The 24,769-nt window shown below is 62.8% G+C and carries 24 protein-coding genes and 1 pseudogene; 14 read left to right on the forward strand and 11 right to left on the reverse strand.

Features of this window, described 5'->3' with window-relative positions:
* Positions 1-168: 168 nt before the first annotated feature.
* Together queD and PCLY_RS03705 are read right to left on the reverse strand one after the other, a co-directional pair.
* Positions 169-525 carry a 6-carboxytetrahydropterin synthase QueD gene (queD, locus tag PCLY_RS03700; RefSeq protein ID WP_021488842.1) on the reverse strand — a complete coding sequence of 119 codons (357 nt, stop codon included), beginning with the start codon at positions 523-525 and terminating at the stop codon, positions 169-171.
* A 115-nt stretch (positions 526-640) separates the two neighbouring features.
* Positions 641-1,720, reverse strand: a complete 1,080-nt coding sequence (locus PCLY_RS03705) for a patatin-like phospholipase family protein (RefSeq protein WP_061237930.1) — start codon at positions 1,718-1,720, stop codon at positions 641-643.
* A 142-nt stretch (positions 1,721-1,862) separates the two neighbouring features.
* Here PCLY_RS03705 and PCLY_RS03710 point away from each other — a divergent pair, with 142 nt between their 5' ends.
* From PCLY_RS03710 to PCLY_RS03725, 4 genes are read left to right on the forward strand one after another with little or no spacing between them, the layout of a single operon-like run.
* On the forward strand, positions 1,863-2,171 hold the full coding sequence (locus PCLY_RS03710; RefSeq protein WP_061237931.1) for a PepSY domain-containing protein: 309 nt from the start codon (positions 1,863-1,865) through the stop codon (positions 2,169-2,171).
* Complete coding sequence (locus PCLY_RS03715) at positions 2,171-2,485, forward strand: PepSY domain-containing protein (RefSeq protein WP_061237933.1); 315 nt, start codon at positions 2,171-2,173, stop codon at positions 2,483-2,485. The genes PCLY_RS03710 and PCLY_RS03715 overlap by 1 nt, the downstream gene beginning before the upstream one ends.
* Entirely contained in the window at positions 2,485-3,153 is a 669-nt protein-coding gene (locus tag PCLY_RS03720) for a response regulator transcription factor (RefSeq protein WP_061237934.1), read from the forward strand. Before PCLY_RS03715 ends, PCLY_RS03720 begins: the two co-directional genes overlap by 1 nt.
* On the forward strand, positions 3,150-4,463 hold the full coding sequence (locus PCLY_RS03725; RefSeq protein ID WP_061237936.1) for an ATP-binding protein: 1,314 nt from the start codon (positions 3,150-3,152) through the stop codon (positions 4,461-4,463). The genes PCLY_RS03720 and PCLY_RS03725 overlap by 4 nt, the downstream gene beginning before the upstream one ends.
* Before the next feature lie 77 nt (positions 4,464-4,540).
* Here the strand turns inward: PCLY_RS03725 and PCLY_RS03730 are convergent, their stop codons facing one another.
* A complete protein-coding gene (locus tag PCLY_RS03730) occupies positions 4,541-5,137 on the reverse strand; it encodes an NADPH-dependent FMN reductase (protein WP_061237938.1) in 597 nt (198 codons plus the stop codon).
* A gap of 122 nt (positions 5,138-5,259) precedes the next feature.
* Positions 5,260-7,404, reverse strand: a complete 2,145-nt coding sequence (locus PCLY_RS03735; protein WP_061237940.1) for a methyl-accepting chemotaxis protein — start codon at positions 7,402-7,404, stop codon at positions 5,260-5,262.
* Positions 7,405-7,605: 201 nt separating this feature from the next.
* Here PCLY_RS03735 and PCLY_RS03740 point away from each other — a divergent pair, with 201 nt between their 5' ends.
* On the forward strand, positions 7,606-8,925 hold the full coding sequence (locus PCLY_RS03740) for a Na+/H+ antiporter family protein (RefSeq protein WP_061237941.1): 1,320 nt from the start codon (positions 7,606-7,608) through the stop codon (positions 8,923-8,925).
* Positions 8,926-9,040: 115 nt separating this feature from the next.
* Positions 9,041-10,723, forward strand: a complete 1,683-nt coding sequence (locus tag PCLY_RS03745; RefSeq protein ID WP_061237943.1) for a methyl-accepting chemotaxis protein — start codon at positions 9,041-9,043, stop codon at positions 10,721-10,723.
* 1 nt (position 10,724) lies between these two features.
* Here PCLY_RS03745 and PCLY_RS03750 read toward each other — a convergent pair whose 3' ends face one another.
* Positions 10,725-11,627 (reverse strand): LysR substrate-binding domain-containing protein, encoded by a 903-nt coding sequence (locus PCLY_RS03750; RefSeq protein ID WP_061237945.1) that lies wholly within the window; start codon positions 11,625-11,627, stop codon positions 10,725-10,727.
* A gap of 119 nt (positions 11,628-11,746) precedes the next feature.
* Here PCLY_RS03750 and PCLY_RS03755 point away from each other — a divergent pair, with 119 nt between their 5' ends.
* Positions 11,747-12,355: an FMN-dependent NADH-azoreductase gene (locus tag PCLY_RS03755; protein WP_061237946.1), complete on the forward strand. Its 609-nt coding sequence runs from the start codon at positions 11,747-11,749 to the stop codon at positions 12,353-12,355.
* A 59-nt stretch (positions 12,356-12,414) separates the two neighbouring features.
* On the opposite strand, the gene PCLY_RS03760 is transcribed toward PCLY_RS03755, so the two are convergent.
* From PCLY_RS03760 to hchA, 4 genes are all read right to left on the reverse strand, one after another.
* Positions 12,415-14,001, reverse strand: coding sequence for an ABC-F family ATPase (locus tag PCLY_RS03760; protein WP_061237948.1), 1,587 nt, complete (start codon positions 13,999-14,001; stop codon positions 12,415-12,417).
* Between the two features lie 453 nt (positions 14,002-14,454).
* A complete protein-coding gene (locus PCLY_RS03765) occupies positions 14,455-16,359 on the reverse strand; it encodes a patatin-like phospholipase family protein (RefSeq protein WP_061237950.1) in 1,905 nt (634 codons plus the stop codon).
* Between the two features lie 257 nt (positions 16,360-16,616).
* A complete protein-coding gene (locus PCLY_RS03775) occupies positions 16,617-17,336 on the reverse strand; it encodes a PA1136 family autoinducer-binding transcriptional regulator (protein WP_061237954.1) in 720 nt (239 codons plus the stop codon).
* On the reverse strand, positions 17,333-18,211 hold the full coding sequence (gene hchA / locus PCLY_RS03780) for a glyoxalase III HchA (RefSeq protein ID WP_061237956.1): 879 nt from the start codon (positions 18,209-18,211) through the stop codon (positions 17,333-17,335). The genes PCLY_RS03775 and hchA overlap by 4 nt, the downstream gene beginning before the upstream one ends.
* Before the next feature lie 233 nt (positions 18,212-18,444).
* Here hchA and pdxY point away from each other — a divergent pair, with 233 nt between their 5' ends.
* Positions 18,445-19,323 (forward strand): pyridoxal kinase PdxY, encoded by an 879-nt coding sequence (gene pdxY / locus PCLY_RS03785; protein WP_061237958.1) that lies wholly within the window; start codon positions 18,445-18,447, stop codon positions 19,321-19,323.
* Between the two features lie 215 nt (positions 19,324-19,538).
* Complete coding sequence (nfsB, locus tag PCLY_RS03790; RefSeq protein WP_061237960.1) at positions 19,539-20,189, forward strand: oxygen-insensitive NAD(P)H nitroreductase; 651 nt, start codon at positions 19,539-19,541, stop codon at positions 20,187-20,189.
* 46 nt (positions 20,190-20,235) lie between these two features.
* Here the strand turns inward: nfsB and PCLY_RS03795 are convergent, their stop codons facing one another.
* The gene (locus tag PCLY_RS03795) at positions 20,236-20,631 is read right to left on the reverse strand and encodes a RidA family protein (RefSeq protein ID WP_061237962.1); all 396 of its coding nucleotides are present in this window, start codon (positions 20,629-20,631) and stop codon (positions 20,236-20,238) included.
* A gap of 140 nt (positions 20,632-20,771) precedes the next feature.
* Between PCLY_RS03795 and PCLY_RS03800 the strand changes: the two genes are divergently transcribed.
* From PCLY_RS03800 to PCLY_RS24325, 4 genes and pseudogenes are all read left to right on the forward strand, one after another.
* Positions 20,772-21,692, forward strand: coding sequence for a LysR family transcriptional regulator (locus PCLY_RS03800; protein ID WP_061237964.1), 921 nt, complete (start codon positions 20,772-20,774; stop codon positions 21,690-21,692).
* Positions 21,693-21,896: 204 nt separating this feature from the next.
* Positions 21,897-22,487 (forward strand): TetR/AcrR family transcriptional regulator, encoded by a 591-nt coding sequence (locus tag PCLY_RS03805; protein ID WP_061237965.1) that lies wholly within the window; start codon positions 21,897-21,899, stop codon positions 22,485-22,487.
* Between the two features lie 9 nt (positions 22,488-22,496).
* The gene (locus PCLY_RS03810) at positions 22,497-22,976 is read left to right on the forward strand and encodes a nuclear transport factor 2 family protein (RefSeq protein WP_061237967.1); all 480 of its coding nucleotides are present in this window, start codon (positions 22,497-22,499) and stop codon (positions 22,974-22,976) included.
* A 38-nt stretch (positions 22,977-23,014) separates the two neighbouring features.
* Positions 23,015-23,113 (forward strand): annotated as a pseudogene (locus PCLY_RS24325) (LysR family transcriptional regulator); the annotation flags it as partial.
* Between the two features lie 7 nt (positions 23,114-23,120).
* On the opposite strand, the gene PCLY_RS03815 reads toward PCLY_RS24325, so the two are convergent.
* Positions 23,121-23,399: a peptidylprolyl isomerase gene (locus tag PCLY_RS03815; protein ID WP_013715799.1), complete on the reverse strand. Its 279-nt coding sequence runs from the start codon at positions 23,397-23,399 to the stop codon at positions 23,121-23,123.
* A gap of 147 nt (positions 23,400-23,546) precedes the next feature.
* On the opposite strand from PCLY_RS03815, the gene PCLY_RS03820 reads away from it, so the two are divergent.
* Entirely contained in the window at positions 23,547-24,767 is a 1,221-nt protein-coding gene (locus PCLY_RS03820; RefSeq protein ID WP_197432137.1) for a PilT/PilU family type 4a pilus ATPase, read from the forward strand.
* Positions 24,768-24,769 lie beyond the last annotated feature (2 nt).

Raw genomic sequence — 24,769 nt, forward strand, 5'->3', positions numbered from 1 at the left:
GCGGTCTGGGGTTTCTTCTTTGCGCGCGGGAAAAGTAGGGCACGCTGCGCCCGCCGGCAATGATGCGGTCGCTACGGTGCGCAGGGCGCACCCTACGCGTTGTCGGCGCTAATTAGAGATCAATAAAAAGGCCACCTTGAAGGTGGCCTTTGTCGTTTTCGGCGCTGCTCAATCGCCGCGATACTCGCAACCACTGGTGCAGGTTTCGTGGATGCGTACGCGTGACAGCTCTGGAAGCAGTGGTTTGACCTGTTGCCAGATCCACTTGGCCAAAACCTCACTGGTCGGGTTTTCCAGGCCAGGGATGTCGTTCAGGTAGTTGTGATCGAGCTGCTCGTAGATTGGCTTGAAGATCGCTTTGATCTCCGAGAAGTCGCGAATCCAGCCGGTATAAGGATCGACGTCACCTTCGATATAAATGGCGACTCGGAAGGAGTGGCCGTGCAGGCGGCCGCATTTGTGGCCTTCCGGTACGTGTGGCAGGCGATGGGCCGCCTCGAAGATGAACTCTTTGAACAATTCCACTGAACAGCGCTCGCGTAAATGATTCTGCCTGAATGGCGTTGAGCTGTGCAGTTTATCAGGTCTGGCCCGTTTGCCGCCTGATCACGTCGCCCTGCGCTCTGAGCAATCGCTTGTTTCAGAGAGGCTGCAGGCGTTCTGCCAGGCGGCCACTTTCGACCAGTTCGAGAAATTCGTCTCCGAGCCTCGTACTTTCGGCCATGGCCTGGCGCCAGTAACGTTCGCGCCCTTCGTCATTGCCCAGGTAACGCTTGAAGTCAGTGCGATCTGGCAGTTTGCCGTGTGGCAAGCGAGCCAGATATTCGCGAGATGGCGCCAGCAGCACTACATCCTGCAGGCGCGTGCGGTCGCCGCGGCGCCAGGGCATGCTCTTGTCGAACCAGCCCGGTATCACCCGGTCGGTGAAGTGCGGATAGAGAACGATGTCTTCGCCGTGGTAGGGCAGGTCAAGGTGGTAGTCGAGCAGGCCGCCATCGCGATAGGCACCAGGCTCCAAGCCGGGAATCTCGCGAATGGCTTCCATCACCATTGGAATCGATCCAGAAGCCAGCAGGGCGTGGCGCAGGTTTTCCGGAGTCAGCGCGTGGAAGTGCGAGCGGAAGTCGCTCAGCTGCGTCAGGGGAGGTAGCTGTCGCGCATCGTGCAGAATCACGCGATCAAAGTGACGGCCAAGACGTTGGCGGGCCAGAAAGTTATTACCGATCACCGATGACAGGCCGAGGCTGAGTTTGCCGCGGTGGTCGTGTTGCAGCAGGCCGTGGCTCTTCACCACGACGATGTGCAGACGATAGTAAGGGTTGGCGATGATGGCGGCGTCCTGATCCGCTAGCAGTTCGCTGAGCATTTGCCGGCAACTGCCCGAGACCTCGGCCATGCTCACGCCCTTGGCGAAGCGCTGCGAGGTGTACAGCTCGCCGAGTCGCCGAATTCCTGCGGTCGGGTCTGGCAGGCAGGCACTGGCGAAGCGCCAGGATCCGATCGAGGCGCCGATCAGGGCGCGCTCGCGTGGGGCGCGGGGTAGCCAGTCGCCAAACAGTGCGAGATCCAAGCCCTGAATACCAATACCTTTGGGGCCGCCCGCCGCGCCAGGCAGGATGCCGACGTCCGCCGGGCTCAGGCCGTTCTGGCGAATTCGCGTCAAGGCTCTGGGACCTACCTTGAGTGTCAGGGCAGGGGATTTGATATGGATCGCGCTCATCGATGCCTCCTTTCGAACAGGCGATTATAGAGGGCTGAACGAGCAGGCCAAGCCACTTCATGTGGTGAATGACGCATGTGAATTCAGCTTGAATTAAGTGCCTGAGCCTAGAGTTGAAGCCACTGATTCGCTGGAGAAGCACATGAAACGATTGCTCAGCCTCGCTACACTTGTCACCCTCGCCAGCGCCGCAACCATTGCCCAGGCACGTGATCTGGGCCCGGATGAGGCGCTGCGTCTACGTGATGCCGGGACTATCAAATCCTTCGAAAAGCTCAACGAAACGGCGCTGGCTCAGCATCCAGGCGCGCGTATCGAAGAAACTGAGCTGGAAGAAGAGTACGGCCGCTATATCTATCAGATCGAGCTGCGCGATGCTCAAGGCGTGCAGTGGGACCTGGAGCTGGATGCCAGCACCGGGAAAATTCTCAAGAACCACCAGGACGATTGATGAAGTTTCGACGTACCACCGCACTGTTTCTGGTGCTGGTAAGCGGTTTAGCCAGCGTTCCGGGTGTCGCGCGTGATCTCGATCAAGATGAAGCCCTGCGTTTGCGGCGCGATGGCGTCATCATGCCGTTCGAGCAGTTGATGCAGCACGTCGACAAGGCTTACCCAGGCTCGACTCTGCTTGAGGCGGAACTGGAGGAGGAAGATGGCGTGCTGGTTTATGAGGTGGAGATTCTGGCCACATCGGGCGTGGTGCGTGAGCTCGAACTGGATGCCCGCAACGGCAATATTCTGAAGGATGAGGAAGACGACTGATGCGCCTGTTGCTGGTGGAAGACCATGTACCCCTGGCCGATGAACTGACCGCCAGCCTGACGCGCCAAGGCTATGCCGTGGACTGGTTGGCCGACGGTCGTGATGCGGCCTATCAGGGCGCTAGCGAGCCTTACGATCTGATCATTCTCGATCTCGGCTTGCCGGGTAAGCCGGGGCTGGAAGTGCTACAGGAGTGGCGTGCCGGTGGCCTGGCCACACCGGTGCTGGTGCTGACGGCGCGTGGCTCCTGGGCTGAGCGCATCGAAGGGCTCAAGGCCGGCGCCGACGACTACCTGACCAAACCCTTCCACCCCGAGGAGCTGGCCCTGCGCATCCAGGCACTGTTGCGTCGTGCCCATGGGCTGGCTAACCAACCGCAACTGGAGTCTGCCGGCTTGCAATTGGACGAGAGCCGCCAGTGCGTGACCGCTGCCGGCGAGGCCATCGACCTGACCGCCGCAGAGTTTCGCTTGCTGCGTTATTTCATGCTGCATCCGGGGCAAATCCTCTCCAAGAGCCATCTCGCCGACCACCTTTATGATGGTGAGACCGAGCGCGACTCCAACGTCATCGAAGTGCACGTCAATCGTCTGCGCGGCAAGCTCGGGCGCAATGTGATCGAGACCCGCCGTGGGCAGGGCTATCGCTTTACCGGAGAGCAGGGTTGAGGTCCATTCAGCGTCGGCTCGGCATTGGCCTGGCCGCTACGCTGTTGGTGATTGGGCTGGTTCTGGCGCAGGCCAGTCTCTGGGTCTTCGACCGTGGCCTGCGTGCATACCTGGAAGAGGATCTGCGCGATGAGGCGCAGGGGCTGCTGGCCGCGTTGGTGCGTGGTCCGGCGGGGCTGCAGTTGGATGAACGACGCCTCGACCCCTCGTTCCAGCGGCAATTCTCCGGGCACTACTTTCGCATCGATTTTCCCGACCGCAGCTGGCGTTCGCGCTCGTTGTGGGATCGCGAGCTACTCAAGCCCGATGGTACGGGCATGCAGGCCAAGCTGGGCGATGGCCCGCAAGGCCAGTTGTTGTTGATTTACCGCGCCGATTACCGCCGCTATGGGCAGAGCCTGTCGATCAGCGTGGCGCAGGACTACCAACCGATACTGCAGAGCTTTCGCCACATGCAATGGGTCGGACTTGGCCTGGGTGGTGCGGGGCTGCTGCTGATCCTGATCGCCCAGCGCTATACCGTGCGCCGGGCGCTGCGCCCGCTGGAGCAGGTGCGTCAGCAGATCGCGCAGCTGCAGCAGGGCCGCCGTAGCGAGCTGGATGCCGAGGTGCCCGAAGAGCTGGAATCTCTGGTGGCGCAGATCAACCACCTGTTGGCGCATACCGAGGACACCCTCAAGCGCTCGCGCAATGCCCTGGGCAACCTTGGCCATGCGCTGAAAACGCCGCTGGCGGTGTTGATAAGCCTGGCCGGCCGCGAGGAACTGGCTGCTCATCCTGCGTTACGCGCGAGCATGCGCGAACAACTGGAGCAGATCGAGCAGCGCCTCAGCCGTGAGCTGGGGCGTGCGCGTCTGGCTGGCGAAGTCTTGCCGGGGGCGCGCTTCGATTGTGCGCAGGAGTTGCCGGGGCTGTTCGCCACCTTGTCGATGATTCATGACCGCGGCCTGACTCTGGACTGGCAGGCGCCGCCTGGCCTGGTGTTGCCGCGTGATCGTGAAGATTTGCTAGAGCTGCTCGGCAACCTGCTGGACAACGCCTGCAAATGGGCCGAGCAACGCGTGCAGTTGACGGTGCAGGAGAGTGCAGAGGGCTATTGCCTGTTTGTCGATGATGATGGTCCCGGCATCGATGCCGAAGGGCGTGAGGCCGTGCTGGGCCGTGGCACGCGCCTGGATGAGCAGGTCGCCGGGCACGGCCTGGGCCTCGGTATCGTGCGCGATATCATCGAGGCCTGGCATGGCCGTATCGACCTGCAGGACAGCCCTCTGGGCGGCCTGCGGGTGATGGTCAGCCTGCCGCGGCGTTGAGCCGGGGCCAGGCAAACCGCCGAAAGCACTGTGTTCGGCGCCGCCAACTCACACAGCGGCGCCTGTAACACGCTTGCTTACATCCCGTTGGCGAAGGCCGGATTGTCGAAGTTGATGGCGGCGCGCACCGGTTGCAGGGCGTGGGCGTAGCGCACCAGTACGTCGAGCGCGTAATCGATGCGGGCACGGAGTCGCTGATCAGCCTCGTCCACCGGCTGTGGGCCGTTCAGGACCTTCTCGACCTGACGCACGATCAGGTGTTCCGGCAGGTAGCACAGGCGGCAGTTCTTGTAGCTGGAGGCGCGCAGTTCGCCAATCGGGTAGGCACCGCCAATGCCGGAGGAGACGCCCACCAGCAGACCCGGCTTGTGCGCCAGTTCGGCCTTGCTGGCGTAGATGAAGAAGTTCTTGATTGCCGGGCAGGCCATGCCGTTCCACTCCGGCGCGATGATCACCACCGCATCGGCGGCTGCTAGTTGTTGCTGGTACATGGACCAGGGGCCGGCATCTTCAGCGGGCCACAGCGGCAGTGGCGCAAGGCCCAGATCGATGATGCAGCTGGTGTCCTGAGTGGTTTGCCCCATCTCGATCAGGCGCTGACGCAGTACGCGGGCGACCTTTCCCGATTGGCTGTTGTTGCGGCTGGAGCCGGCGACCAAGGTGATATTGAGCATGTTGCTTCCCCAAAAAAAGAACGCAGGCTAGGCGATCGCCTGTCTGCGCTGCAAGGGACGCGCCGCCAGATCGGGGATGATTTGGCGTCACGCTCAGGTGTTCTCCGTCAGAGTCTGCGCCGCTACACGCGGAACTGATCCATCAGACCCTGCTGGTGATTGGCCAGACGATTGAGGCTCTGGCTTACCTGCGCCGACTCGTCGGCCTGCGCGGAGATGGCCTCGGTGACGTCGCGGATCGACGCGACGTTGCGGTTGATCTCCTCGGCCACCGAGCTCTGTTCTTCAGCCGCACTGGCGATCTGCAGATTCATGTCGGTAATGGTGCTGACCGCCTGGCTGATGCGCTGCAGCGCGGCCACGGCTTGCTGCACCTGTTCGACGCTGCCCTGAGCCTGGCGATGGCTGCTGTGCATGGTGCTGACCACTTCGCGCGTACCGCTTTGCAGACCTTCGATCACCTGGCGAATTTCTTCGACCGAGTCCTGAGTGCGTTTGGCCAGGTTGCGCACCTCGTCGGCGACCACGGCAAAGCCGCGACCGGCTTCCCCTGCGCGAGCGGCTTCGATGGCCGCGTTGAGGGCGAGCAGGTTGGTCTGCTCGGCAATCGAGCGAATCACTTCGAGTACCGAGCCGATCTGCTCGCTGCTGCTGGCAAGGCCTTCGACTTCCTGCATGGCCACGTTCATTTCATTGGCCAGCAGGTCGATGGTGCTGGTGGTGCGATCGATCACTTGCAGGCCTTCACGGCTGGCCTGGTCGGCATTTCGTGCGGCCTCTGCGGCTTGCGCTGCATTGTGGGCGACGTCCTGAGCGGTGGCGCTCATTTCCTGGAAGGCGGTCGCCACCTGGTCGACTTCGCGATACTGCTGCTGCATGCCGGCACTGGTCTGACTGGCGATGGCCGCCGACTGGTCGGCCGTGCTGCGAGCATCGATCACGCTGCTTTTCACGTCGGCGATGATTGGCTGCAGTTTATCGAGGAAGCGGTTGAACCAGCCGGCCAACTCGCCCAGTTCGTCCTGCCGGGCGTATTGCAGGCGGCGGGTCAGGTCGCCTTCACCGCTGGCGATGTCCTTGAGCATGGCGGCGACGCCCAGAATCGGTCGCGTCACGCCGCGCGCGGTCAGCCACATCAGCAGCAGGCCGGCGATCACCGCGACGAGCCCCATCAGCAGCGCGACCAGGCTGTCACTGGCGCGGTTGGCATCGAGTTGGGCGCCAAGCTTGATGGCACGTTCGAGCAAGACCTGCTGAGGTACTTCGAGCAGCACCGACCAGGGTTTGGCCTCGGGAATGGGTTTGAAGGGGCTGAGCTCACGGAGCATGTCACCGTGGCGCAACTCGGCATCGCTGCCGCTCTGGATCAGGCCGCGCAGTTCGCTGGCGTCTTCGGGAAAGGCGCGTTCGACGGGCTGGCTCAGCAGACTGCCATCGCGGCTATTGCCTGTGAGCAGCGCGCCGGGGCTGAAGATGCTGACGTGGCCCTGGCCGTCATACAGTTCGGCATTGGCCTGCTCGCTGATCTGCTGCAGGCTGGACAGGCTGATGTCGAGACCCATCACGCCGATGATCTTGCCGTTCAACTCCAAGGGGAAGGCGATGCTGGTCATCAGCGTCTTCTTGCCGCCGACTTCGTCGTAGTAAGGCTCCAGTACGCACGCTTGACGAGTATCGCGAGGGCAGGTGTACCAGGCGTTGTAGGCCACGCCATTGGCACCGGGGGTGGTGTCGCCGAGCAGCTCTTCGGTCATCGCTTCGGATTCCAGTTCGCCGACCGTGGCCTGCGACCAATACAGTGCGAAACGACCGCCTTCGTTGCTGCCAAGCTCGGCTTGATCGGCGAAGAGTTCATCCTTGCCATCCAGCGCGTTGGGCTCGAACACCAGATATAGTCCGAGCAAGCCTGGGTTGGCCTCGAGGCTGGTGCGTACCTGGCGGGTGAGGTCTTCGCGCAGGTCGAAGGCATCGAGAAAGCGCTTCTCGGCTTGCTCACGCAGAAACAGAATCTGCCTGGAAAATCCCTTGCCGTACTGGTAGGCGTCCATGAAGTAGCGCTGGATACGGATCGCCTGCAGTTCACCGCGAGCCTTGAGGCGCAATTTGGCGCTTTCCTCCAGCATGCCGGAGCTGGCTTCGCGTACCAGGTTGGCACTGCGGCTTGACTGAAACTGCGAAGCACCTACCAGCAAGGTGACGATAGCGAGCAGGCAGAGCCCGGCGAGCAGGGTGATCTTCCACTGGATTGAAAGACGACTGAACAGCATGGTGCGTTCCTTTCTGCATGGACTAGTACGGTTATCGGTACAGGGCCCGCGTTCTTGATCGATGTGGGGCTTGGTCGGAATTATGCACGTATTGATTGATATTATGAACGTATGCTCGTTTTGACAGGCTAGGCCGCGTGCGGCAGAGTACGCGGCTTTTTGCGCCGGTCTTGCCGGCACGCACTGCAGGTGGAATGTTCTATGAATGCTGTAATCGCCGCGGTCGGCGTCATGCTGATCCTCAGTCTCTGCCGCGTGCATGTGGTCGTGGCGCTGATCGTCGGAGCGCTGGTCGGTGGTCTGCTCGGCGGCCTGGGCATCGAGGGCACCCTGCAGGCGTTCAATCAGGGGCTCGGTGGCGGGGCGACGGTGGCGTTGTCCTATGCGCTGCTCGGCGCGTTCGCGGTGGCTATCGCCAGGTCGGGCCTGGCTCATGCCCTGGCGGACAAGGCACTGGCGCTGGTTGGCAAGCAGCAGGACGGTGCCGGAGGGGCGCTGAAGTGGCTGCTGATCGGCTTGCTGCTGGCGGTGGCGATCTCCTCGCAGAACCTGCTGCCCATCCATATCGCGTTCATCCCGCTGCTGGTGCCGCCGCTGCTCTATGTGCTGAGCAAGTTGCAACTGGACCGCCGGCTGATTGCCTGCGTGTTGACCTTCGGTCTGATTACGCCGTACATGTTCCTGCCGGTTGGCTTTGGCGGCATTTTCCTCAACGAGATCCTGCTGGCCAACGTCGCCAAGTCCGGTGTCGATGTCACCGGCATCAGCATCACCCACGCCATGGCCATTCCGGCACTGGGCATGTTTTTCGGACTGCTCGTCGCGGTGCTGTTCAGCTACCGCGGCAAGCGGGTCTATGACCTGGAGAAGGTCGCGCAGAGCGAGCGCGTGGACGTGCACTACAACCCGCTGAGCCTGCTGGTCGCCGGGCTGGCCATCGCCGCGGCGTTCATCGTGCAGCTGTGGCTGGACTCGATGATCATCGGTGCGCTGGTCGGTTTCGTCATCTTTTCGGTTTCCGGCGTGGTGCGCTGGAAAGAGGCGGACGGCCTGTTCACCGAAGGCATGAAGATGATGGCCATGATCGGCTTCATCATGATCGCCGCTGCCGGTTTCGCCGAGGTGATGAAAACCACCGGTGAGGTAAGGGCACTGGTGGACAGTTCGGCAGAATTGATCGGTCACAACAAGGCGGTCGGCGCGCTGCTGATGCTGCTGGTCGGGCTGCTGGTGACCATGGGCATCGGCTCCTCCTTCTCGACGGTGCCGATCATTGCCGCGATCTTCGTGCCGCTGGGCGTGCAACTGGGTTTCAGCCCACTGGCAATCGTCTGCATCGTCGGGACTGCCGGCGCCCTGGGCGATGCCGGATCGCCAGCGTCGGATTCCACACTCGGGCCAACCTCAGGTCTGAACGCCGATGGCCAGCACAACCATATCTGGGACAGCGTGGTGCCCACTTTCCTGCACTACAACCTGCCACTGCTGGTGTTCGGTTGGGCCGGCGCTATGCTGTTGTAGAGAGGCAGGTCTGCGCCGAGTTAAGTTCCTGACGCGATGGGTCGCTTAATTCCTCCGCGGGGCTGCCGATACATCGGTAGCCCCGTTTTTGCTTTCGCACATAAGGACAATAAAAATGCGCCTGACACTGAAAGCCAAGGTCATACTACTTGCGCTGGTTCCCGTCCTCCTCTTCGCCCTGGTGCTCAGCGGCACGGCGGCGCGGGTGCTGCAAAGCATGGCAGCCGATGAGGTCGCCGAGACTCGCGAACGTCTGCTGCAAGAGAAACGCAGTGAGCTGGAGCACTACATCCAGATCGCTCTCGGCTCCGTGAAGGGGCTCTACGATGGCGCGGCGCAAGGCGATACGGCCAGTCGCGAGCAGGCCATCGCCATCCTCTCCAAGATCAAATATGGCGCCGACGGCTACTTCTTCGGCCACGATTCCAACGTGGTACGTCTGTTCCGCGGCGACAGTCCGGTGGATGTCGGCAAGAGCCTGGCCGACCGGCGTGACCCGAACGGTGTGTACATCAACCGTGAGCTGGTCAACGTGGCCAAGAACAACAGCTACTTCGTCAATTACTCCTCGCCGCTGCCGGGCAACGAGGCGGTGATGGTGCCCAAGCTCGCCTACAGCTACTACTTGCCCAAGTGGGACATGGCGGTTGGCACCGCGCTCAATCTGGACGGCGTGGAAGCACGCATCAGCGAAGTGCAGGCCGAGATCGATCGGCGCATCGGCACCATCCTTACCAGTATCGTGATCGTTGCAGCGGTGTTGCTGGTGCTGTTCGGGGTGATCGGCGTGTGGCTGGGCAACGCCTTCCTGCGCCCGTTGCTGCTGATCAAGGCCAACCTCGACGATATCGCCGCAGGCGAGGGCGACCTGACCCGTCGTCTGCCCGTGACCAGCAACGATGAACTGGGGCAGCTGGCTGGCTCCTTCAACCGTTTCGTCGAGAAGGTGCATGGTCTGGTGCGGCAGATCGTCGAAATGACCGGGCAGCTTACCGAGTTGGTGGGGCAGGTTTCCGACCAGGCGCAACGCTCCGAGAAGGCCATGGCGCAGCAGCGTCACGAGACCGACCAGGTGGCCACGGCGATCAATGAAATGTCGGCTGCCGCTCATGAAGTGGCCAAGAGCGCGCAAAGCGCTGCCGAAGCCGCGCAACAGACCGACCGCGAAGGGCAGGCGGCCAAGAGCGTGGTCGACGGCAGCATCCAGCGTATTCACTCACTGGTGGACGATATCCGCAGCAGTGGTGCATCGCTCGACAGCCTGCAGCAGGACGTGCAGTCCATCGTCAGCGTGCTCGACGTGATCCGCTCCATCGCCGAGCAGACCAACCTGCTGGCGCTGAACGCCGCCATCGAGGCCGCGCGGGCCGGTGAGGCCGGGCGCGGTTTCGCCGTGGTCGCCGATGAGGTGCGTGCCCTGGCCAGCCGCACCCAACAGAGCACGCAGGAAATCCAGGGCATGATCGACCGCCTGCAGCAAGGTACGCAGCAGTCGGTGACCTCGATGCGTCGCTCCAGCGATGCCGGCGAAGTCACCAGCGAGCAGGCCAACAAGGCCGGCGAATCGCTCGACGCCATTGCCCAGCTGATCGCTACCATCAACGCCATGAACGCGCAGATCGCCAGCGCCGCCGAGGAGCAGACGGCGGTGGCCGAGGAGATCAACCGCAGCGTGCACCAGATCGCGGGGGCCGTGGACAGCGTGGCCGATGAAACCGAACGTGGGGCGCAGACGGCACGCAGTCTGGCTGGCCTGGGCGATCGCCTCGGCGAGTTGGTGCGTCAGTTCCGCATCTGAGTCAGGGTGGGAAGCTCCTGCGGCTGAAGGCATCGCTGAGCAGGTCGATCCAGGCGCGGACTGCCGGCGACATGCCGCGCCTGTGGGTATAGGCCAGCTGGATGTGGCCTTGCGGTACCGTCCACTGCGGCAGCAGGGCGATCAGGCGACCATCGGCCAGTTCCTCGTGGCAATGCGTGGTCGGTAGCAGGGTGATGCCCACGCCGGCCAGCGCCGCGGCCTTGCGCATGGGGAAGTCATCGACTGCCAGGCGCGCTTCTAGGGCAATCTCGCGAAGCTCCTGAGACCTGTCGTGACAGAAGCGCAGATGGATGCGCCGGTCCGCGCCGATGGCGCCCAGGGCCGGCAGTTGCTGCAGGTCTTCCGGTTGCTCCAGGCGCAGCCCGGCGACCAGGTCCGGGCGCGCCACGATATGCGCCCGAGCGGGCAGCAGGCGGCGTGTAATCAGCCCAGGCTCTTCATCATCGACGTTGCGCACACGCAGGGCGACGTCCACCGCCTCGTTGAGCAGGTCTATACGGCGGGTGGTCTGTACCACCTCCAGCTGCACCCTGGGGTAGAGAGTCAGAAACTCATTGATCAGCTCGGGCAGCAGGGCTACGCCAGGCGGCGTGGAGAAACGCACCCGGCCGCGCGGCTCGCTGGTCAGCTTGGCCACGGTTTCCTCGGCCTGTTCGGCTTCCAGCAACATGGCCTGGCAATGACTCAGATAGCGTTCGCCGATATCGGTCAGTGCCAGCTTGCGCGTCGAGCGTTGCAGCAAGCGCGCGTCCAGGCGCTGCTCCAGCTCGGCGATGCGCCGCGACAGGCGCGACTTGGGAATGCCCAGCAGGCGCCCGGCTGCAGCGAAACCGCCAGCCTCGACTACCTTGGCGAAATAGAAAAGATCATTGAGGTCATGCATATCATCGTCCTATCAGTGGGACGAACTATCGCATTTTTACCGTCTTACCGGCTATTGGCTCCACGGATAGCATCTCTGCCATCGCGTCGCCCTGTCGCACGACACTTTGGAGAGAACCCATGAAACTACTGCACCTCGATTCCAGCATCCTCGGCGATGCCTCCGCTTCCCGTCAGCTCAGCCACGCTGTGGTCGAAGCCTGGGCAGTTACCGCACCGAACGTTCAGGTGACCTACCGTGACCTGGCCAGCGATGCGATCAGCCACTTTTCCGCTGCCAGCCTGGTCGCTGCCGGCACGCCGGCCGAGCTGCGTGATGCTGCACAGAAGCATGAAGCCGAGCTGGCCGAACGCACTCTGGAAGAGTTTCTGGCTGCCGATGCCATCGTCATCGGTGCACCGATGTACAACTTCAGCATTCCCAGCCAGCTGAAGGCCTGGATCGACCGCATCGCCGTTGCCGGCAAGTCGTTCACATACACCGAGAATGGCCCGATCGGGCTGGCGGGTGGCAAGACCGTGGTGATCGCCTCCAGCGCCGGTGGCATTCATGCCGGCCAGCCGTCCGGCCAGGCGCATGAGGACTACCTGATTCGCGTGCTGAACTTCCTCGGCATCGACGACATCGAGATCGTCCGCGCCGAAGGCCTGGCCTATGGCGAAAAGCCGCGTGCCGAAGCCATGCAGGGCGCCGCGCAGCGTATCTCCGAGCTGTTCGCTACCGCCTGAGCAGAGCGCTAGAACGACAAAGCCCGCGAAAGCGGGCTTTGTCGTTTCTGCAGCAGGGGTCAGACGATGATGCCCTGGCTGCGCAGGTAGTCGTCGTAGGTGCCGGAAAAATCGGTCACGCCGTTGTCCGACAGCTCGATGATGCGCGTGGCCAGGGAGCTGACGAACTCGCGGTCGTGGCTGACGAAGATCAGCGTGCCCGGATAGTTCTCCAGCGCCAGGTTGAGCGCCTCGATGGACTCCATGTCCAGGTGGTTGGTCGGTTCGTCCATGACCAGCACGTTGGGCTTCTGGCAGGCCAGCTTGCCGAACAGCATGCGGCCCTGCTCACCACCGGAGAGCACCTTCACCGACTTCTGGATCTCGTCGGAGGAGAACAGCATGCGGCCCAGCGCGGCGCGGATGTTCTGCTCGCCCGTGGTCCATTGGCCCATCCACTCGAACAGGGTGTCGTCGGCTTCGAAGTCGTGCGCGTGATCCTGGGCGTAGTAGCCGACCTCGGCGCTGTCGGTCCATTTCACGGCGCCGGCATCCGGGGTCATCTCGCCGACCAGGGTGCGCAGCAGGGTGGTCTTGCCGATGCCGTTGGGGCCGATAATCGCCACGCGCTCGCCAGCTTCGATCTGGAAGCTGAGGTTCTTGAACAGCACCTTGTCATCGAAGGCCTTGCTGAGCTTGTCGATGGTGATGGCCTGACGGTGCAGCTTCTTGTTCTGGTCGAAGCGAATGAACGGGCTGACGCGGCTCGACGGCTTGACCTCGCTCAGCTGGATCTTGTCGATCTGCTTGGCGCGGCTGGTGGCCTGTTTGGCCTTGGAGGCGTTGGCCGAGAAGCGGCTGACGAAGGTCTGCAGCTCGGCGATCTGCGCCTTCTTCTTGGCGTTGTCGGCCAGCAGTTGCTCGCGGGCCTGGGTCGAGGCCGTCATGTACTCATCGTAGTTGCCCGGGAACAGGCGCAGCTCGCCGTAATCCAGGTCAGCCATATGGGTGCAGACCGCGTTGAGGAAGTGACGGTCGTGGGAAATGATGATCATGGTGCTGTTGCGCGCCGTGAGGATCGATTCCAGCCAGCGGATGGTGTTGATGTCCAGGTGGTTGGTCGGCTCGTCGAGCAGCAGCACGTCCGGGTCGGCGAACAGCGCCTGGGCCAGCAGCACGCGCAGCTTCCAGCCGGGCGCGACTTCGCTCATCGGGCCGAAGTGCTGCTCCAGCGGAATGCCCAGGCCCAGCAGCAACTCACCGGCGCGGGACTCGGCGGTGTAGCCGTCCATCTCGGCGAACTCGCCCTCCAGCTCACCGACCTTCATGCCGTCTTCTTCGCTCATTTCCGGCAGCGAATAGATGCGGTCGCGCTCGGCCTTGACCTTCCACAGCTCCACGTGACCCATGATCACGGTATCGATCACGTTGAACTCTTCGTAGGCGAACTGATCCTGGCGCAGCTTGCCCAGGCGCACGTTCGGCTCGAGCATCACCTGGCCGGCCGAAGGCTCCAGATCGCCGCCGAGGATCTTCATGAAGGTCGACTTGCCGCAGCCGTTGGCGCCGATCAGGCCGTAGCGGTTGCCGTTGTTGAACTTGACGGAAACGTTCTCGAACAGCGGCTTGGCGCCGAACTGCATGGTGATGTTAGCGGTGGAGATCAAAGGACTTACCTATCAGTAACTTGAGGTGCGCTGTTTAAAGGGGATACCGCTTCGAGCCATTCAGCCCGGCCCGAACCGAGGAAGACGAACCTGCGCATGTGAGTGAAGGCTACGACCCTGCCGGCAGACGAGCCGCTAAGGCTGTTGGGGCATGAGGGGCGTGTCGGGCATCGTGACGCCGGGGCCTTGTGCTGCTAAGGGCGGCGTCGAAGCGCGCAATGGTATCACTTGGTACCCGCAACTTCAGCCATGTGATCTGAAATGGATCCAGCAGCATGCAGGTTGCCCGTAGGGGCAGAGTCAAGCGTTGCTTTGGTGCGGAGGGCGATAGCTTTCGCCGGCAGTCTTGAACGAGGGGGGGGCGCGCGTAAAAGCGTGGCTTTAGCCACTCGTCACTGCGGGTAGCCAAGGCTCCCAGCGTATTCGCTCTGGGAACCTCGGGATGTGTCGCTCCTACAGGCGTGGTCGCAGCTTGAGTTCGGGCGTGGGTTTGGGGGCGCCTATCACCGGGTGGCTGTCCGGGTGCTGTTCGATCATCTGGGCGATCTCCCGCAGCTTGCCCAGCATGGCCTGGGCCAGGCCAGCCTGGGTGCGGTACAGACCGGTGTCCGGGTCCTGTTGCAGATCGCTGAGACCTTTGAAGGGGTAGCTGTAGCGTTTGGCATCGACACTGAAAAAGCGCTGGTAATCCTGCTCGCTGCCGTGCAGTTCGCGGCAGGCTCTTTCCAGGCTCTGCAGTTGTTCGGCGACGCTGGCCAGTTGCAGGCGCAGACGAATGATCTGGTGATTCTCCCAGTTCATCGGCGAGGCCTGGGCGCCAGCCTGCCAGTGCTGCGGGTCGCCGAAGCGCAGGACGAACTGCTGGCCGGCTTCACGTCCGTAGCGGGTCAGCCGCTCGATGCGTTCGGTGGGCATGGTCAGGTTGAGGCCGCCTTCCTCACGGGTCAGCTGGATCAGGCCGATACGGTCGCGAAAGCCGGGCATCAACGAGAGGGTTTCGTGGTTCCAGTCCTTGGCGACATTGCTGAGCAGGGCGAGAAAGCCCCGTAGGGCAGGCAAGCCCGTTTGGGGAAAGCGGCGCCAGTAGGCAAGTCGCGCATCGCCATTGTTGCGTGGGAAGCGTACGCGTTGTGCGTCGGCCCCGTCAGTCGGCCCCAGGTCCAGGCCAAAGGTGGGGCGCCTGGGCAGCGCGGCATCGAAGAAGTGGATGGGAAAATTGGAGCTGATGCCACCGTCGGTGAACCAGCAGCGCTCCAGCTTTTTCTCGGCCTTGCGGTAGTCCACGGCATGCAATGGCACAGCGCTGAGCAGCAGGGGAAAGCTCAGGCTCATGCGCACGGCAACGATCACCGGCAGGTCATCGGGCAATGGCAGGCGCAGGTAACCGTCGCCACGATCATCGCCGGGGCGCTGGTGAGCGCTCATCCAGGCCACAACAGGCTGCGGGAACAGCTTGGCGAATTCCTCCTGGCGGAAATGGAACTGGTTGTTCTCGCGGACCTTGTCGTCGTCACGAAAGGGCAGGCGGAACGGCCGCGCCATGCTCAGGCAGGTGGTCATCATCTGCAGGTCGATGCCATGGCGACGTAGATCGCCGAAGGTCAGGGGCCGCCCGCATTCGATGGCATCGGTCTGACCGGCGCAATATTCGTGCTGGCCGCTGAGCCGGTCGAGGTAGTGGGTCAGCCAGGCGGTCAGGGCTTCATGCGGGGCCTTGTCCTCGGCTGCGGGCATACCGCTGCACAGGCCGAAACCGTTCGCCGGCAATTCACGCAGTGCCGCGATGGCCATGCGCCCGAGCACGGCTACCAAACTACCGAGTGCGGCGAACAGCAGTACCCAGAGCCAGACCAGCATGCTGGCGCTGTTGATCGCAACCCACCACAACGGCCCACCCGCCAGCAGGGCGCCAATCAGCGCGGTAGGCTTGTGCCGCATGAGCATGACCTTGAGTGGCGCGAAAACTCGCGCCCCGGGGCTTCGGCCTTTGCTTTCGAGGATGGCGATGAAGGTGTCGAACAGTGTGCGCAACGAGGAGCGCGGTTTGAACAGCGCCAGCAGCTTGGTGCCGCGGCCTTCTGCAGCGGGCATGCACAGATGTGCGGGTAGCCGTTCGATTTCGGCGAAGCCGCCAGGGTCGTTGTTCAACTCACCGTGCTGATAGCGCTGGCGGCCCAGCTCGGCCGCTGCCGCTGCCGCCGCGGCGATGGCGCCAGCACTGGTGCCGCCGATACTGCGCAGGCGAAATGCCTTGGCAATCTCGGTGATGGCCAGCGGGTAGACGATGCCGCTGGTGATGCCTCCCTTCATGATCAGGTCGCATTCGCGGGCAAAGGCCGTCTGGCGCGAATCGCTCATCTACTGCTCCTTGTGGTCATATCGAACGCTGGCGCGGGCATGATAACGCGGCTTTTATGGCGACGTGCCAGTATTGCGTGCGAATGCGGGCAGCAAGTGGCGCCAGGGAAGGTCTGCGATCAGAGGTCGCAGGCGCAGATGCGCGTGACAGTCGCAGCGCTGGACGACCTGATTCTGCTGGCCGCCCCAAAGGTCATCGAGCAGGTTACACAAACCTCATCTTGTGGGTGTGCGGGCAAGTTGGGCGAAAAATGACCTCAGCCGTCGATCTCACCATTGCGGATGGCGGTGCGGATGGCCTGCGCCGTCGTGGTTACACCGAGGCGCTGGCGTGCCGAACGCAGGTGATTCTCCACCGTACGTTCCGACAGGCCGAGCGTCGTCGCGATGTCCGCCTGGCGCCGGCCGGCCGCTGTCCATGCCAGCACTTCGCGCTCACGTGGCGTGAGCCTGCCGAGCCCTTCAACGAGCGGGGCTTCGAGCAGCTTGTGGGCGTAGAAGAATGCGGCGCTGGCGACCTGTCCGAGGCCCAGGCGTACCTGGGGTGAGCCGTCTAGCCGTGTTCCACCCAGGCTCATGGCGCCTTCCAGACCGCGAGGGCCGAACACGGGCACCTGCAGGCCCTGAACGCCTGAACCCTTTGGTGTGCGAACCACTTGGTAGCGTTCACCGTCCTGCTCCTGCACCTTGATCCAGAAGAAAGCATCGCGCGCATCGAGCAGGTGGCGCGTGACCGGGCAGCGCCGCACATAGGTCTTGGCGTCGACGGGCTGATCGTCGCCGAACCAGTCACCTTCCACCCAGAGGATGCGTTCGATGACGTCCTCGTTCGCCGCCGAGGCGGAAAACAGCACGAAGCGGTCATAGCCGTAAGGTATGGCGAACCCCCGTACGGCTTTCTTGATCGCTTCGAGCCCCTGCGCCGCCTCGATCTCGAGCACGGCGCGCATGGCGGCCACGGCCGGCGAGTCCGTCACTTCGTCGCGACCTCTTCGAGCAGCGCCGCCGCTGCCAGTTTGCCCAGGTTGTTGCCTGCCAGCGGGCTGTCGCCGGTCAGCAGCTTGCGATCCTGGTGCGTCGCACCGGAGATGTCCTGATTGATGATCTCGATGCCCAGTGCCTGCAGGCGTTCGCCGAATTTCCAGGTCAGGTGGCCCGGCATGTAGCCGATGTCCGGCGTTGTCGCGTCGAGGGCATCGGGAAATGCGCAGATGCGATAGCCGTTGAAGGCGCAGGTGCTGGCGGACTCATCCAGGCCGGCCGCCAGCAAGGCTGCCGGGCCGTGGCACAGGGAAATGACGAACTTGTCCTTGGCAACGGCCCACTGCAGCACCTGTTTCATCTCCTGGCTCTCGGGCAGGCCGATCAGGGCGCCGTGGCCGCCGGGGATGAATACGCCGATGTAGTCGGAGTCATCGCCCAGGGCTTTTTCGATGACGTCGGCCAGCTTGAGCGGGCTCTTGAAGCGGTCACGGTATTTGTCATACAGGCCCTTTACCTCTGCGTCTTCGGAGGGCATGGCCCAGAATTCGAATTTCACCGGGTTGCCGGACAGGGTGGCGACATCGAAGGCAAAACCGGCCTTGTCGAGGTGATACATGGGCAGCAGGGTTTCGACCGGGTGATTGCCGGTGGAGAACATCGTGCCGTTGTCTGTCAGCAGGTAACGCTCGTCGGCGCCGATCAGCAGGATTTTCCAGCGCCCGCCTTTGTACGGGTTCGGGTAGTCGGCGCCGCTGAGATCGGATTTAGCCGAGGTGAACTGGCTGAGCGAGTAGGGCGAGGGGAAGAAGGCGTTGTCTTCCGCCGGATCGGGAGTGGGGCGCTTGTCGTCGTTGTGCGAGGTCGTCATGGTGTTCTCCTTCGAGAGAGGCGCGTGGTGAGAGCCAGACTAGTGCGGTGGCCTGGGGCCGACAATGAGGGATTTCCCTCAACGTTATGGACCCACGCAGCGCTGCTGCAGTGCCCGCCGGATGTCCATTCAGGGAAATCGAGCGCCAGTTGCCAGGTTGTGCTCGGGGTGGAATGCCCGCGGCGCATGGCGAATAATCTGCGTCACGTCGTATCCATCCAGCAGAGATCGCCATGAGCGCCACGCTACCGCCCCTCGTCCTGTCCATTCAGTCTCACGTTGCCTGGGGCCATGTCGGCAACGCCGCTGCGGTGTTCCCCTTGCAGCGGTTGGGCTTCGAGGTGTTGCCGATCCATACCGTGCAGTTTTCCAACCACACCGGCTACGGTCAGTTCCGGGGCCAGGTGTTCGGTGCCGAGCATGTGCGCGATGTGCTGCTCGGGCTGCGAGAGCGCGGTGTGCTGCCACGGTTATCAGCGGTGCTTTCCGGCTACCTGGGCGATGCCGACAGCGGACGGGTGATTCTCGAGGCGGTGGGGGAGATCCGTCAGCACAATCCCGATGTGCGCTACCTGTGCGACCCGGTGATGGGCGACGTCGGGCGCGGCGTGTTCGTCAACCCGGCGATTCCCGACTTCCTGCGTGACCAGGCGATTCCCTTCGCCAATATCATCACGCCCAACCAGTTCGAGTTCGAGCTGCTCACGGGAGCGAAGCTGAGCAGCTTGCAGGAAGCGGTGAAAATTGCCCGGCAACTGCGGGGCCGCGGCCCGGACGTGGTGGTCGTCACCAGCCTGGCGACGCCGGATATTCCTGACGGCGAGTTGGGCACCCTGGCTGTGAACGGTGAGGGCGCCTGGCTGGTAACCACGCCGCACCTGGCGCGGCACCCACTGCCCAACGGCATGGGGGATGTGTTCTCGGCGACCTTGCTGGGGCGTCTGTTGGCCGGGCAGGCGTTGCCGCAAGCGCTGGCGCTGGCCACGGCAACGCTCTACGCGCTGGTCGAGCAGACGGCTGAAGGTTCGCGCGATCTGCCACTGGTGGCTGCGCAGGAGCAGATCGTGGCGCCTGCCGAGCGTTTCGTGGCACATCCGGTTCCCATGGCTTAGATCAAGGCTTGCGCCGCCGATCCCGGTCTCGGGTTTTGCCAGGCTGGTGCGTGGACACCCCTTAGCTGTGCTGGTGTGCTTCTCAGGGACTTGGAACGGCCTGCATTTTCAATTTTTCTTTGAAACTCATAGCGATTTTGCCTGCTTTTTTCGTGCAGGCGCATGCTGCAGACTAGCCAGCATTTTTGCGTTATCCCTCGATCAGGAGAGTGTTCATGAGCCCCGCTTCCTTTGCCCGTCAGCGTTACACCACCAAGGCATACGATGCCAGTCGCCAGGTGGATCAGGCGATCATCGACGAGCTGTTGGAATTGCTGCGTCTGTCGCCGTCTTCGGTCAATTCGCAGCCCTGGCACTTCGTCGTGGCGAGCACCGCCGAAGGCAAGGCGCGCCTGGCCAAGGGCGCTCAGGGCGGTTTCGCCTACAACCAGCCGAAGATCCTCAATGCCTCGCATGTGATCCTCATCTGCGCCCGCCGCGATCTCGACGATGCCCACCTGGCCAATGTGCTGCAGCAGGAGGCCGACGATGGGCGCTTTCGCGATGACGCGGCGCGCACCACCCAGCACAACACTCGCAGCAGCTACGTCGAACTGCACCGCGGCTTAGGAGACATTCCGCACTGGGCGGAGAAACAGGCGTATCTGGCGTTGGGCACCTTGCTCCTGGGCGCTGCGGCCAAAGGCGTGGACGCCACGCCGATGGAAGGCATCGACCGCGAGGCGCTGGATGAGGAGCTTGGGCTGGCCGCTCAGGGGCTGAGCAGCATGGTGGCGGTGGCGTTGGGTTATCGCAGCGACAGCGATTTCAACGCCGCGCTGCCCAAATCCCGTTTGCCGGCCGAGCGGGTATTCACCCACCTCTGAGTGCTCTGCCTCTCTGTGCCGATCAGCAGAGGGGCCAGGCTGCCATTCATTCCGGCAGCCTGGCGATCACCTTGATCTCGAAGTCGAAGCCGGACAGCCAGGTCACGCCAATGGCGGTCACAGTCGGATAGGGCGCCTCGCCCCAGTAATCGGCTGCCACTTCCCAGATGGTTTCGAATTTCGCGTGCGGATCGACCATGAAGATCGTGGTGTCGACCACGTCTTCGAAGCTGCAGCCAGCCTCGGCGAGGATCGCATTGAGGTTGGCGAAGGCCAGGCGCACCTGATCTTTCAGGTCGGGTTCGGGCGAACCATCCTTGCGGCTGCCGACCTGGCCGGATACGAACAGAAAGCCATTGGAACGAAGCGCTGGCGAATAGCGGTGACGTTCGTACAGGTCATGGCGCTCGGCCGGGAAAACCACATCTCGTTTGCTTGTCATCGTTGCCTCCGTCGAGGGCCAATGCGGCCCGCTGTTGTCGATGAGGCCACTCTAGAAGTGCGACCGAACTGGATAAACGAGCAACTCTGGTCATGACTGTTTGTAGAATCCAAACAATCAACGGCTAAGAGTGATGCGAGATGGACCGTTTCGACGCGATGCAGGCCTTCGCCCGGGTGGTGGAAACCGGCAGTTTCACCAAGGCGGCTGCGACCTTGCACATGAGCAAGACCAGCGTGACGCAACTGGTCCAGCAACTGGAGGCGCGCCTGCGCGTGCGTCTGCTCAACCGCACCACGCGCAAGGTCAACGTTACGGCCGATGGCGCCGCCTACTACGAGCGCGTGGTGCGTCTACTGGCCGATGTCGATGACGCGGAGACCAGCCTGTCCAGTGCTGCGCTGGCGCCGCGCGGCCGCTTGCGGGTGGATGTGCCCAGCCCCTTCGCGCGCATGCTGCTGATTCCGGCGCTGCCCGGCTTCTATGCGCGCTATCCAGAGATCCAGCTGACCCTGGGCGTCAGTGATCGCATCGTCGACATCATTGGCGAGAACGTCGATTGCGTGGTGCGTGGCGGCGCGATCACCGATCAATCGCTGGTGGCGCGCCATATTGGCGATCTGCAACTTGGTATCTACGCCACGCCGGGCTATCTGCAGCGTGCCGGAACGCCGGCACACCCACGCGAGCTGCAGGCAGCAGGCCACAGCACGGTGGGCTTTCTCTGGTCACGCACGGGTAGGGCCTTGCCCTATGCCATGCAGCGGGGAGAGGAGCGCATCGAAGCGCAGGGGCGTCCGGTGCTTGTCGTCGACGATGGCAACGCCTACCTGGCCGCAGGGCTGGCGGGGCTTGGCATGCTCTGGCTCCCGCACTACATGGCCAAGCCGCACCTGGCCAGCGGCGAGTTGGTGCGCCTGTTCGAGGATTGGTCGATGACGCCGATGCCGATGTACCTGGCTTTCCCGCCGAACCGCCATGTCAGCGCCAAGCTACGGGTGTTCATCGATTGGGTGGTGGAGCTGATGGCCGAGCATGCGCCGGTGTTGGCGCGGCGCTGAGCTGTCTTCAGCCTGCCAGGTGTATCTGCAGAGCAGGGTGCAGCGACTCATGGATCAATGCTGTCACGCCCGCGCACTCGGGCTTCTGAAGCGTTGGCAGGTTCTACTGATCTACCGCTCGCCTTCGCTTTATGAGAAATCGATTGACCGAAGAGAATGATCGTTCTACTTTATCGAGAACGATCATTCTCTTTGGTTTGAACCATGCTCGAAGACGCCTCTATCCAGCAGCGCTTGCTGCAAGCCACCGAACGCCTGATCTATGCCGGCGGCATCAACGCCACGGGTATGGACGCCATCGTCAAGGCGTCGGGGGTATCGCGCAAAAGCATTTATCGCCTGTATCCGACCAAGGAGGCGCTGGTCGTCGCCGCACTGCGTGAACGTGATGAGCGTTGGATGCAGTGGTTCATCGCGGGCACGTCGACAGGCTCGCCGAGCGAGCGATTGCTGGCGGTGTTTCCACTGCTGCGCAGTTGGTTTTCGGCGCCTGACTTCCACGGCTGCGCCTTTATCAATGCCGCTGGTGAGATCGGTGACCTCGAGAGTGAGATCTGCGCCGTCGCGCTGTTGCACAAGCAGCGTTTGCTGGCCTATGTCAACGAACTGACCACTGCTTGCGGCTTTGCCGAGCCCGAGGAAATGGCCAGACAGTTTCTCCTGCTCATCGATGGCGCTACCGCTGTCGCCATGGTCACCGGCCAGGCGGATGCCGCCGACAGTGCCGGCCGCGCCGCGCAACTGCTCCTGCACACCCTGTCGCCCAGCAATGGGCTCAATCCCCCGCAAGCCTGAGGTACCGTCATGTCATCAAATACTGAAGTTCGCCCGCCGCTGCCGCCGTTCACCCGCGAGAGTGCCATCGAGAAGGTCCGCCTGGCCGAGGATGGCTGGAACAGCCGGGATGCCGCCAAGGTCGCGCAGGCCTACAGCCTCGATACCCGTTGGCGTAACCGTGCCGAATTCATCAATGGCCGCGACCAGGCGCGTGCCTTCCTCGAGCGCAAATGGGCCAAGGAGCTGGACTACCGTCTGATCAAGGAACTCTGGGCATTTACCGAGAACCGTATCGCCGTGCGCTATGCCTACGAATGGCGCGACGATTCCGGTAACTGGTTTCGCTCCTATGGCAACGAGAACTGGGAGTTCGGCGCTGACGGGCTGATGGTCAACCGCTACGCCTGCATCAACGACCTGCCGATTCAGGAGTCCGAGCGCAAGTTCCGCTGGCCGCTGGGGCGCCGTCCTGACGATCATCCGGGCTTGTCCGATCTTGGGCTTTGATAGTGCGCCGGTGATTCGCCCTTGAGCTGGTCACCCCGGATCTGTCCATGGCCTGGAGCGGGGTGACCGACAATGACCCGGCCGAGCGCTGGCTGAGGAGCAAGATCGTCCAGTTCATGGGCGAGCCAGACGCCTGAGCAGCGCTCAGTCGCGATAGAAGACCTGGATCAGGTGATAGCCGAACTGGGTCTTCACCGGGCCGTGCACCTCGCGCAGTGGCTTCTTGAAGATCACCTGATCCACTGCACGCACCATCTGCCCAGGACGTACTTCACCGAGGTCGCCGCCCTTCTTGCCGGAGGGGCAGGTGGAGTGCTTGCGCGCCAGCACGTCGAAGGCCTCGCCAGCAGCGATGCGCTTCTTCAGCGCGGCAGCCTCCGCTTCGGTCTTGACTAGGATGTGGCGGGCCATTGCCTTTGCCATTGATGGGGTCCTCAAATCTGTCAGGGCGCTATTGTGCCAGCATTCGTTGCGCCAGCAGAATGGCGTCAATTTTGTCGGTCGTGTGCTGTCCGCGCTGCGGGCGAACTTGGCCTATGGTATTTCAATCGCGCTCACGGAAACGCCGCCATGGATCTCCACGCAATGCTGAAAGTCCTGTCCAGTCAGGATGGCTCCGATCTGTATCTGTCCACGGGGGCGCCACCCTGCGCCAAGTTCAACGGCGTGCTCAAGGCGTTGAGTCAGGAGCCGATGAAGGCGGGCGATGTGGCGGCCATTGCCGACGCGATCATGGACGGCGCCCAGCGTGAGGAGTTCGAACGCGAGCTGGAGATGAACCTGGCCATATCGCTGGCCGGTGTAGGGCGTTTTCGCATCAACATCTTCAAGCAGCGCAACGAGGTGTCCATCGTCGCGCGCAACATCAAGCTGGACATTCCCCGTTTCGAAGACCTCAAGCTGCCTGAAGTGCTGCTCAGCACGGTGATGGAAAAGCGCGGCCTGGTGCTGTTCGTCGGTGGCACCGGTTCGGGCAAGTCGACCTCGCTGGCGGCACTGATCGACTACCGCAACCGCAACAGTGGCGGCCATATCATCACCATCGAAGACCCGGTGGAGTACGTGCACCGGCACAAGAAGTCGATCATCAACCAGCGTGAGGTGGGCGTGGACACCCGCAGCTTCCATGCGGCGTTGAAGAACACCCTGCGTCAGGCACCGGACGTCATTCTTATCGGCGAGATCCGCGACCGCGAAACCATGGAGCACGCCCTGGCCTTCGCCGACACCGGGCACCTGGCGATTTCCACCCTGCACGCCAACAACGCCAACCAGGCGTTGGACCGTATCATCAACTTCTTCCCCGAAGATCGGCGCCCGCAATTGCTCAACGATTTGGGCAACAACCTCAAGGCGTTCGTTTCCCAGCGCCTGGTCAAGACCGTGGACGGCAAGCGCCGCGCGGCGGTGGAGGTGATGCTGGGTACGCCGACGGTGCGCGACCTGATCAAGCGCAACGAATTCTCCGAGCTCAAGGAAATCATGGAGAAATCCAAGAACCTTGGCATGCAGACCTTCGATCAGGCGTTGATCGACCTGGTGCACGAAGGCGCCATCGATGAAGAGGAGGCGGTGAAGAACGCCGATTCGGCGAACAACGTGCGCCTGAAGCTCAAGCTCCATCGCGACAACCCGGCCAATGCCCGGCCTGCTCCGGTTGCTGCAGCGCCGGTGGCAGCCCCCGTTGCGCCACCGAAAGCCGCCTCGGCAGGCGACTGGGGACTGGAGCTAAAGCTCGAGGATATCGAAGAGGAGCTGCCGCCAGAGGATCCGGGGCGGCAGGGAATCTAGAC

This window comes from Ectopseudomonas composti (assembly GCF_001567565.1).
Taxonomy (GTDB): domain Bacteria; phylum Pseudomonadota; class Gammaproteobacteria; order Pseudomonadales; family Pseudomonadaceae; genus Aquipseudomonas; species Aquipseudomonas composti_A.